Source organism: Streptomyces sp. yr375 (genome assembly GCF_900110755.1).
Classification (GTDB): Bacteria; Actinomycetota; Actinomycetes; order Streptomycetales; family Streptomycetaceae; genus Streptomyces.
The window spans coordinates 57,649-66,844 of sequence record NZ_FOFF01000049.1 but is presented as its reverse complement, the minus strand read 5'-3'; the positions used below and the strand labels follow the sequence as shown (position 1 = coordinate 66,844).

12 protein-coding genes and 1 pseudogene are annotated in these 9,196 nt (G+C 69.5%); 6 read left to right on the top strand and 7 right to left on the bottom strand.

Annotated elements, in window-relative coordinates:
• Positions 1–301 (top strand): transposase (locus BMZ82_RS32790; RefSeq protein ID WP_143098949.1); only part of this gene is annotated, 301 nt, incomplete at its 5' end.
• 39 nt (positions 302–340) lie between these two features.
• On the opposite strand, the gene BMZ82_RS32785 is transcribed toward BMZ82_RS32790, so the two are convergent.
• From BMZ82_RS32785 to BMZ82_RS41040, 4 genes and pseudogenes are all read right to left on the bottom strand, one after another.
• A complete protein-coding gene (locus tag BMZ82_RS32785; protein WP_093781034.1) occupies positions 341–841 on the bottom strand; it encodes a Pycsar system effector family protein in 501 nt (166 codons plus the stop codon).
• Between the two features lie 253 nt (positions 842–1,094).
• A pseudogene (locus BMZ82_RS32780) lies at positions 1,095–1,343 on the bottom strand (DUF2637 domain-containing protein); the annotation flags it as partial.
• Between the two features lie 27 nt (positions 1,344–1,370).
• A complete protein-coding gene (locus BMZ82_RS32775) occupies positions 1,371–2,345 on the bottom strand; it encodes a DUF3558 domain-containing protein (protein WP_256252249.1) in 975 nt (324 codons plus the stop codon).
• Positions 2,346–2,463: 118 nt separating this feature from the next.
• The gene (locus BMZ82_RS41040; protein WP_093781032.1) at positions 2,464–3,303 is read right to left on the bottom strand and encodes a hypothetical protein; all 840 of its coding nucleotides are present in this window, start codon (positions 3,301–3,303) and stop codon (positions 2,464–2,466) included.
• A gap of 223 nt (positions 3,304–3,526) precedes the next feature.
• On the opposite strand from BMZ82_RS41040, the gene BMZ82_RS32765 reads away from it, so the two are divergent.
• Positions 3,527–4,720: an RtcB family protein gene (locus tag BMZ82_RS32765; RefSeq protein ID WP_093781031.1), complete on the top strand. Its 1,194-nt coding sequence runs from the start codon at positions 3,527–3,529 to the stop codon at positions 4,718–4,720.
• Positions 4,721–4,737: 17 nt separating this feature from the next.
• Here BMZ82_RS32765 and BMZ82_RS32760 read toward each other — a convergent pair whose 3' ends face one another.
• From BMZ82_RS32760 to BMZ82_RS32750, 3 genes are read right to left on the bottom strand one after another with little or no spacing between them, the layout of a single operon-like run.
• The gene (locus BMZ82_RS32760; RefSeq protein ID WP_093781030.1) at positions 4,738–4,965 is read right to left on the bottom strand and encodes a hypothetical protein; all 228 of its coding nucleotides are present in this window, start codon (positions 4,963–4,965) and stop codon (positions 4,738–4,740) included.
• A complete protein-coding gene (locus BMZ82_RS32755) occupies positions 4,965–5,741 on the bottom strand; it encodes an SDR family NAD(P)-dependent oxidoreductase (RefSeq protein WP_093781029.1) in 777 nt (258 codons plus the stop codon). Before BMZ82_RS32755 ends, BMZ82_RS32760 begins: the two co-directional genes overlap by 1 nt.
• A 59-nt stretch (positions 5,742–5,800) precedes the next feature.
• Positions 5,801–6,139: a YnfA family protein gene (locus BMZ82_RS32750; RefSeq protein WP_093781028.1), complete on the bottom strand. Its 339-nt coding sequence runs from the start codon at positions 6,137–6,139 to the stop codon at positions 5,801–5,803.
• A 137-nt stretch (positions 6,140–6,276) separates the two neighbouring features.
• Between BMZ82_RS32750 and BMZ82_RS32745 the strand changes: the two genes are divergently transcribed.
• The 4 genes from BMZ82_RS32745 to BMZ82_RS32730 are packed head-to-tail and all read left to right on the top strand — an operon-like array spanning position 6,277 to position 9,126.
• A complete protein-coding gene (locus BMZ82_RS32745) occupies positions 6,277–6,768 on the top strand; it encodes a hypothetical protein (protein WP_093781027.1) in 492 nt (163 codons plus the stop codon).
• Positions 6,769–6,822: 54 nt separating this feature from the next.
• The gene (locus BMZ82_RS32740; protein WP_093781026.1) at positions 6,823–7,296 is read left to right on the top strand and encodes a MarR family winged helix-turn-helix transcriptional regulator; all 474 of its coding nucleotides are present in this window, start codon (positions 6,823–6,825) and stop codon (positions 7,294–7,296) included.
• A 7-nt stretch (positions 7,297–7,303) separates the two neighbouring features.
• Complete coding sequence (locus BMZ82_RS32735; RefSeq protein ID WP_256252248.1) at positions 7,304–8,356, top strand: permease; 1,053 nt, start codon at positions 7,304–7,306, stop codon at positions 8,354–8,356.
• On the top strand, positions 8,353–9,126 hold the full coding sequence (locus BMZ82_RS32730; protein WP_093781025.1) for a TIGR03943 family putative permease subunit: 774 nt from the start codon (positions 8,353–8,355) through the stop codon (positions 9,124–9,126). The genes BMZ82_RS32735 and BMZ82_RS32730 overlap by 4 nt, the downstream gene beginning before the upstream one ends.
• The last annotated feature ends 70 nt before the right edge of the window (positions 9,127–9,196 follow it).

The following is a 9,196-nucleotide window of genomic DNA, read 5'->3' as shown; positions in this document are numbered from 1 at the left end:
CAAGGCATGGGAACTGTCCGGCGCGAAAGACGCCGTCGGTCACACCACGGTCATCGCCGACGGCGGTTACCGGGGCACCGGCCTGGTCATCCCGCACCGCCGCGAACCCGGCCAGACCGAACTCCCGGCCTGGAAAGAGGAACACAACACCTCCCACCGCAAAGTTCGCGCCCGCGTCGAGCACGCCTTCGCCCGGATGAAGACCTGGAAAATCCTCCGTGACTGCCGTCTCAAGGGCGACGGCGTCCACCACGCGATGCTCGGCATCGCCCGCCTGCACAACCTCACCCTCGCCGGCTGACGAAGAAACAGGCAGGCCAACGAACACGTCGAAGATCATTTACGGGACAACGCTTAGTGCGGCTGAGGCGCCAATCACCGCGCAACCCGTCACCGCGAGCAGCAGCGAGAGCTGTACTCGACGGTGTTTGGTCCAGGCGATCTCGCTCATGACGATTATCTGCCGTGAAAGCGCGGACAACGCGGAGCCCGAACGCAGCGCAGCCTCCAGTGCCTCCGGCTCGAAGTGGCGGAGGTGCCCGAAGAACAGGTAATCGTCGTCTGGGCCGGGCCCTCTGCGCTCCAACCGCAGGTTGGGGGCCACTGCAGCGGCGGCCAGAAGCGCTCCGCAAAGAAGGATGCACCCACCTACCCACAACAGCACCTGACCGGGCACGGATCGTGAGCCCACTCCGCGGCCGGAGGCGGCCAGTATCCCGAGCAGGGCCAGTACCGTTGACTGGAGGCTGAGAGAGATGGACGCCTTTGTGTCCGCCTTGCCCGTCGAGTCGGCCAATGCCGCCTGGATCTTCCAGGCCGTTTCCAGCGGATCGGCGGCCACTCTGTCTCCTCCTGGCTCGTTCTTGCTGAACTGCGATGATCTGCCTCCAGGATCAGGTACGGATCCTCTCGGCATGCCCGCCGTAGGGTGACTTGGCTGAAAGTGACCGGCCTCGACGTGCTCTCTCGATGAGCTTCTATGGCTCGCCGAGATGCCTTCCTGTTGCGGGACTCATGCGGTACCGCGTCTATCACCCAAGCTGTTGCCCGTCCATGGGTGTCAATGAGTCTGAACAGAAGAACTTGACAGGGAACAGGGCCAGCAGGACGCAGATGCCCGCGTCGATGCCGATCGGGAACACGTAGGAGAAGTTCCCGAAGCCCTTCTCGATGGCCAGTTCACGGACGGCCGCGTACGAACCGGCGAAGCCGATGCCGGCGATGACCACTGCACCGGCCACGACCACGCCGATGAGAACGCGGTGCGTCCGGGTCAGCTCTATTCGCTCGGACACCCGTACTCCCCTCCCGTTGCGGTTCCTGCGCGCAACAGGGTGGCACATGTGTACGGCAAACGCGTTGCCGGACCGTCAGCTCTTCGGCTCGGCGGACGCCTTCGGGGCGGCGGCGGTCGCGTTCGACGCCGTCGCGGACGCGCTGGCGGACGGGGTCGCCTTCGGTGTCGGGGAGGCGGACTTCGACGGGGCGGAGGTGGCCGGGGCGGTCGGGGTCGAGGACGACGTGCCCGAACTGCCGCTGGTGCCCTCGCCGTTGGCCGACTGCACCGAGGCCACGGCCTCCTTCGCCGCCTTCTCCGCCGACTTCGTCAGGGTGTCCGCGCTCGGCGTCTTGTCGCCGGCCAGACCCGCGCCGTTGTAGTCGAGCGTGATGACGACGTTCTCCACGCGCGCCACGACCGTCTGCTGCTTGAAAGCGCCTTCGGTCTTCTTCAGGTCGTACCGCACGAGCGTCGCCTCGTCGCCCGTCGCGGCGACCGACGTCGCCTTCACGCTCTTCGCGCCCGCCACCGCCTGCGCGTCCTTGACCTGCTTCGTGTAGTACGTCCGCGCCTGCGACTCGGCGTCGCCGGTCGTGGCGTCCGACTCGAAACGCAGCAGGGACACGTTCAGCCAGCGGAACTGGGAGCCCTTCACACCGTTGTTGGCCAGGCTGGACCAGGAGCAGTTCGCCCGGGCGGCCGTGTCGCTGGACGTGCCCTCCTTGCCGGAGGACGTGCCCTTCGGCACCAGTTCCGTCAGCGTCTTCTTCGACAGCACCGCGCACGCCTCGGGCAGCGTCTTGTACGCCGCCGCCTGCACGGTCGGGGTGGCGCTCGCCGCCGAGTCGTCGGAGCCGGTCGAGGCGCTGGTGTCCTGCGCGTCGTTCCCCGAGTCGGAGCCGGAGTCCGAGGAGCAGCCGGTGGCGATCAGCAGCACCGGGACGGCGACCGCCGCGGCCAGGAGGCGGTTCCGCCCTCCGGCACGCTTCACGCGCTCGTCACGCTGCTCACACTGGTCAAACTGGCCGTCTCGCTGGGCTCGTCGCTGCATGGTTCCTTCACTCATGACGCTCGTGGTTCCTGCGGTCGGAACGGGTCCGAGGGGCCACGGTACGCGGTGAAGAAGCCGTGCGGTTCCGCTTCACGGGCTCCACGGGGGCGGGGCGGGTGGGCCCGAAGTGGCCTCAGCCGGCCAGGGAGTCGGCGAGCTGCGCCGCCAGTTTCCGGGCCTTGTCCTGCATTTCCTCGCTGTCCGGGACCACGCCCACGGTCGCCGGCTGCTCCTCGTATTCGATCGTCACGATGACGTTCGACGTGCGGAACGCCACAGTGACGGTGCGCTGCTTGGCGGTCGAACCGGAGCTGCTGAGCGCGTCGTCGAGGAACGCGTCGTCGCCGAGGTCGTCGAGGACACGGGGTTGGAGGTCGGCGGCGGGGACGGTGGAGGTGGGGGAGGGGGAGGCCGAGGTCGAGGGGGAGGCCGAAGCGGAAGCGGAGGGGGAGGTTGAGGGGCTCGGGCTCGGGCTGGTCGTGCCGGATGCCGTGCCGGACGGTGTCGTGGTGGAGGCGACGGGCACCGGGAGGTCGGCCGCCGTCACCTGCTTCGCGAAGAGGGCCTCCGCCTGGGTGTCGTCGCTGACGGCGTTGTCGTAGGAGACGACGCGCTCGAAGTCGATGGAGAGGTGGTCGGTGGCGGTCGTCGACTCCACCTTCCAACGGCAGCCCACCTTGCGGTCCGTGTCGTACGTCAGCGTGGCCTCGCCCGCGTAGGCGGCCGTGCGCTGGGTCCCGTCGGCGAGTTGCTTGATGCCGGGGAGGAGGGAGTCGAGCGTGGAGTGGCTGACGACGCCGCAGGCCTCGGGGAGCGTGGTGTATTTGCCGGGCTGGGCGGCGGCGGTGGAGGTGCCGGGCTCGCCGGGGTTGGAGTTGTCCGTCGAGCCGCCCTCGTCCGAGCCGCCGGTGCAGCCGGCCAGCAGCGCCGCGAGGAGCACGACGACGCCGGGTACGTACGCCTTCCGCTGCACGGTCGGCTCCTCTCGGTGGTGGTGAGGGGTCGTTCCGGGGGTGGGTGTCCCGGTGTCCCCGTGTCCTCGCTGGTTAATCGCTTGCCGGGTGAGGGTGGCCCCGGCAGACAATGTGTATCGCACGCAACACCGTGGATGCCGGTCCGCCGTCCGTTTTCGTCGACCTTGGCCCTGGTTTTGCGACTTATGACTTTTGTAGTGATTCCGGGGGAATGGGGACAGCATGTCGTACGTGGAAATGCCGGGCGCGAAGGTGCCCATCCGTATGTGGGCCGACCCTGCGTCGGTCGAGGAGGGGGCGCTTCAGCAGCTCCGCAACGTCGCTACTCTGCCGTGGATCAAGGGCCTCGCGGTCATGCCGGACGTCCACTACGGGAAGGGCGCTACGGTCGGCTCGGTCATCGCGATGAAGGGGGCGGTGTGTCCTGCGGCGGTGGGGGTCGACATCGGGTGCGGGATGTCGGCGGTCAAGACGTCGTTGACGGCCAACGACCTGCCCGGGGATCTGTCCCGGCTCCGGTCCAAGGTGGAGCAGGCCATTCCGGTGGGGCGGGGGATGCATGACAGCGCCGTCGACCCGGGGCGACTGCACGGGTTCGCCACCGGCGGGTGGGACGACTTCTGGGGGCGGTTCGACGGGGTGGCCGACGCGGTCAAATTCCGTCAGGAGCGCGCTACGAAGCAGATGGGGACGCTCGGATCCGGAAATCACTTCGTAGAAGTCTGCACGGATACGACCGGTTCTGTCTGGCTCATGCTGCACTCCGGATCCCGGAACATCGGCAAGGAGCTGGCCGAGCACCACATCGGCATCGCTCAGAAGCTCCCGCACAACCAGGGTCTGATCGACCGTGACCTCGCCGTCTTCGTTTCGGACACCCCGCAGATGGCGGCGTACCGCAACGACCTGTTCTGGGCGCAGGAGTACGCCAAGTACAACCGCACGATCATGATGGCGCTCCTCAAGGACGTGATCCGCAAGGAGTTCAGGAAGGCGAAGCCGACCTTCGAGCCGGAGATCAGCGCCCACCACAACTACGTCTCGGAGGAGCGCTACGACGGGATGGACCTGCTCGTGACCCGTAAGGGCGCGATCCGGGCCGGGTCCGGTGAGTACGGGATCATCCCGGGTTCGATGGGGACGGGTTCGTACATCGTGAAGGGTCTCGGGAACGAGAAGGCCTTCAACTCGGCCTCGCACGGCGCCGGTCGGCGGATGAGCCGCAGCGCGGCCAAGCGCCGGTTCACGACGAAGGACCTGGAGGAGCAGACGCGGGGCGTGGAGTGCCGTAAGGACTCCGGCGTCGTGGACGAGATCCCGAGTGCGTACAAGCCGATCGAGCAGGTCATCGATCAGCAGCGTGACCTGGTCGAGGTCGTCGCGAAGCTGAAGCAGTTCATCTGCGTGAAGGGCTGACGGGCTGCCGCTTCCCGTTACTTCCCGTGGCGGACCGCGTAGATCATGACGAACGCGATGATGTGGATGCCGAAGAGGAAGTAGGCCAGGAAGATCCACATCTGGCGTTCGTTTCTCGTTTCCTCCAGCAGGCGGCGCTTTTCCCGTTCCTGTGCCTGCTCCTGTGCCTGCTCCTGCTCCTGCTCCCGGTCCTGCTCCTGCTCCTGCTCCTGCTCCTGCTCCTGCTCCTGTTTTTCGTCTGGCATCACAGTTCCCTGTGGACCTTTGTGTTCGAGGCCTGGGCGCGGGGGCGGAGGATCATGAGGTCCACGTTGACGTGGCTGGGGCGGGTCACCGCCCAGGTGATCGTGTCCGCCACGTCGTCGGCGGTGAGGGGGGCGGCCACTCCCTCGTAGACCTTGGCGGCCTTCTCCTGGTCGCCGCCGAAGCGGGTCAGGGCGAACTCGTCGGTCCTGACCATGCCGGGGGCGATCTCGATGACGCGGACCGGCTCGCCGACGATCTCCAGGCGGAGGGTCTCGGCCAGGACGTGCGCGCCGTGCTTGGCGGCCACGTAGCCCGCGCCGCCCTCGTACGTGCCGTGGCCGGCGGTGGAGGAGATCACGACGACCGTGCCGTCGCCGCTCGCCACCAGCTTCGGCAGCAGGGCCTGGGTGATGTTGAGGGTGCCGAGGACGTTCGTCTCGTACATGCTGCGCCAGTCGGCCGGGTCGCCGGTGGCGACCGGGTCCGCGCCCAGCGCGCCGCCCGCGTTGTTGACCAGCACGCCGATCGTCTTGAAGGCCGTCGCGAACTCGTCGACCGCCGCGCGGTCCGTCACGTCCAGCGGGTACGCCGTCGCCGAGCCGCCCGCCTTCGTGATCTCCTCGGCCAGCGCCTCGATGCGGTCCTTGCGGCGGGCGGTCAGGACGACCCGGTAGCCGGCCGTGGCGAGCTGCCGGGCGGTGGCGGCCCCGATCCCGCCGCTCGCACCGGTGACGACGGCGATGCGGGCGGCGGCGGACGGTGCGGCGGGGGCCATGGCGTGCTCCTCGGTGCGTACGAGCGGTGGTGCGGTCGGCTTTCCCAGGGTAGGCGACGTCACGCGCCGTCCCTCGGTGCCCACATGATCACGGCCATGCCGGCCAGGCAGATCAGCGCGCCCGTCACGTCCCAGCGGTCGGGGCGGTAGCCGTCGGCGACCGCGCCCCACAGGAGCGAGCCGGCCACGAAGATGCCGCCGTACGCGGCGAGGATGCGGCCGAAGTGGGCGTCGGGCTGGAAGGTCGCGACGAAGCCGTACGCGCCGAGCGCGAGCACGCCGCCCGTCGCCCACAGCCAGCCCCGGTGCTCGCGCACGCCCTGCCAGACCAGCCAGGCACCGCCGATCTCGAAGAGCGCGGCGACGACGAAGAGGGCGGCGGAACGGGCGATCAGCATGCCCGCAGCCTGACACGGCGGTGCGCTGTCACCTGTTGGAGGGCGACTGCTCCGCGCCGCGCGTGGGATACATCCCCCTTGTGTGACCGTATGAATGTATGACCGTATCCCGGGCGGTTCTCATCTAGGAGTGGTGTATGCGCAGGTTGTGGGGGTTCGTGGTGTCGGGTGCCGTGCTCGCTGTGGGGGTGGCGGGTGCGGCCGTGCCGGCTGCGTCGGCTGTGCCGGCTGCTTGGGACGGGGGTGAGGCCGATCTCTCGTATCACGGGTTCGCCGCCATGGACGGCGGCATGCTCGACGTGCGGCTCACTCCGCGTAATCACGGTCCCGGTGACGTCTCCGACTCGACCGTGCGGTTGCGGTGGTCGGTGCCGTTGGCGGCGGGGGAGCAGCGGATGCCGGTGGGGTGCGCGCGGACGGGGCGGCAGGAGGTGGTGTGCCGGACGGGGGCGCTGGCCGCCGACGGGCTGGGGGAGCAGATCGCGTTGCGGGTGGCGCTGCGGGGGCGGCCGACGGAGGTGACGATGGACGTCGACACGTTGTGGGGCGGTGGGGCGGTGGACCGTAACCGCTCCAACGACCGGCAGCAGGTGCTGGTGTTGGACACCGGGGACGCGTACTTCTTCTGACGTCGTCGTACGATCTGCGGGCGGCGCCGACGGAGGCGCTCACGAAGGGGTGCGATGTCCGGGAACGTACGGTCGCGGCTGCTGGACGAGGTGTCCGTCGTGTCCCGTCGGTATGTGGCCGCGTATGCCCTGTTCAACCAGGCGCTCGCGGACCGTCTGGGCCTGCACCCCACCGATTTGCAGTGTCTGAACCTGCTGATGCTGGAGCGGGAGCCGGTGACGACCGGCCGGGTCGCCGAGCTGACGGGGCTGACCACCGGGTCGGCGACCCGGCTGGTGGACCGGCTGGAGCGGGCGGGGTACGTCGTCCGGGAGCGGGACGCGGCCGACCGGCGGCGGGTGCTGGTGGCCACGGTGCCGGAGCGGATCGCGGAGTTCGGGCGGATGTGGGAGCGGCTGGGCGGCGACTGGATGCCGCTCTTCGACGACCTGGCCGACGCCGAACTCGCGGTGATCGTGCGGCACATGCGGCGGACGGTGGAGTTCGGCGCGGAACAGGTCACACGGTTGCGGGAAGGCCGGGTGTAGGGGCGGGATGATGGATACGGACATATCGACGCCCTCGTCTTCGTCGGCGCCGTCGTCGGCCCTGGCGGTCGGCGAGGGGGCTCGGAGTGGGCGTTCTGGGCGTGAACTGCCGCCGTACTGGCCGCTGTTGCTGCTCGGGGCGGCCGTGGTGCCGGGGGTCTTGCTGGTGGTCGTCGGGCGGTCGCTCGACGCGCCGGCGGTGCAGGCGTGGCGGACGGTGTGTCTGGCCGTGACCGTGCAGGCGCTGCCGTTCCTGTTGCTCGGGACGGCGTTGTCGGGGGCGATCAACGCGTTCGTGCCGGCGCATGTGTTCGGGCGGCTGCTGCCGAAGCGGGCCGTGCTGGCGGTGCCGGTGGCGGGGATGGCGGGGGTGGTGCTGCCGGGGTGCGAGTGCGCTTCGGTGCCGGTGGCGAACAGCCTGATCGGGCGGGGGGTGACTCCGGCGGCGGCGTTCGCGTTCCTGCTGTCGGCGCCCGCCGTGAACCCGGTCGTGCTGACCGCCACGGCCGTCGCCTTCCCGGGCAGTCCGGAGATGGTGCTCGCCCGGCTGGTCGCCTCGCTGGTGACGGCCGCCGTCATGGGCTGGCTGTGGCTCTGGCTGGGGCGGGCGGAGTGGCTGAAGCCGACGGTGCGGCACACCGGGCATGTGGCGGGGCGCAGTCGGTTCACGGAGTTCCGGCGCGGTTTCCAGCACGACTTCCTGCACGCCGGGGGCTTCCTGGTGGTGGGTGCGATGGCGGCGGCGACCTTCAATGTGGCGGTGCCGCGTTCGGTGCTGGACACCTTCGCCGGGTCGCCGTGGCTGTCGGTGCTGTTCCTGGCGCTGCTGGCGATCGTGCTGGCGGTGTGCAGCGAGGCGGACGCGTTCGTGGCGGCGTCGCTGAGCGGGTTCTCGCCGGTGGCGCGGCTGGCGTTCATGGTGGTGGGGCCGATGGTCGACCTGAAGCTGATCGCCTTGCAGGCGGGGACGTTCGGGCGGGCCTTCGCGGTGCGGTTCTCGGCGGCCACGGCCGTCGTCGCGGTGGTGTGCAGCGCGGTGATCGGAGGGGTGCTGCTGTGAAGCGGTTCGCGCAGGTGGGGCTGTTGGTGCTCGGGGGGCTGGGGTTGTTGCACACCTCGCTCTTCACGGACGAGTACCTGCGGCTGGTGAAGGCGGGGATGCGGCCGTTGCTCGTCGCCTCGGGTGTGGTGCTGCTCGGGCTGGGGGTGACGGAGGCGTGGGCGTCCCGTCGGCGACCGGATCAGCATGATCATGACTCTGGTCATGGCCATGAGGGGGAGCGTGAGGAGGGTGGGGGTGGTCATGGGCACGATCACTCCGGTGTGCCCCGGGTCGCCTGGCTGCTCTTCCTGCCCGTGCTGAGCCTGCTGTTCTACGCGCCGCCCGCCCTCGGGTCGTACACCGCCTCACGGGAGCCCGCGAAGGCCGTCGCCGTGCAGGAGGACGCTTTCGATCCGCTGCCGGCGACCTCCCCGCTGCCGATCACGCTCACCGACTTCACGCAGCGGGTGCAGCAGGACAAGTCGAAGGCCATCGCGGGGCGGGCGGTGGTGATGACCGGGTTCGCGTCGCCCGCCGCGGCGAAGGACGACGGCTGGTATCTGACCCGGATCATCGTCAGTTGCTGCGCGGCGGACGCGTCGTCCGTGAAGGTGCTGGTCCACGGGGTCGCGGCGCCGAAGTCCGACACCTGGGTGAACGTCACCGGGACCTGGCACGCGGGCGGCACGCTGGGCACGTCGTCGGCGGCGGTCGCGGTGGACGCCCGGGGCGTGGTGAAGGTGCGCAAGCCCTCGAACTCGTACATGGACGCCTTGCCCCTCGGCTGAGGACAGCGGCCGACGGAGAACCGGACGCGGAGCCGGAAACCGAGTCGGAATAGAACGCTGGAGGGGCGTG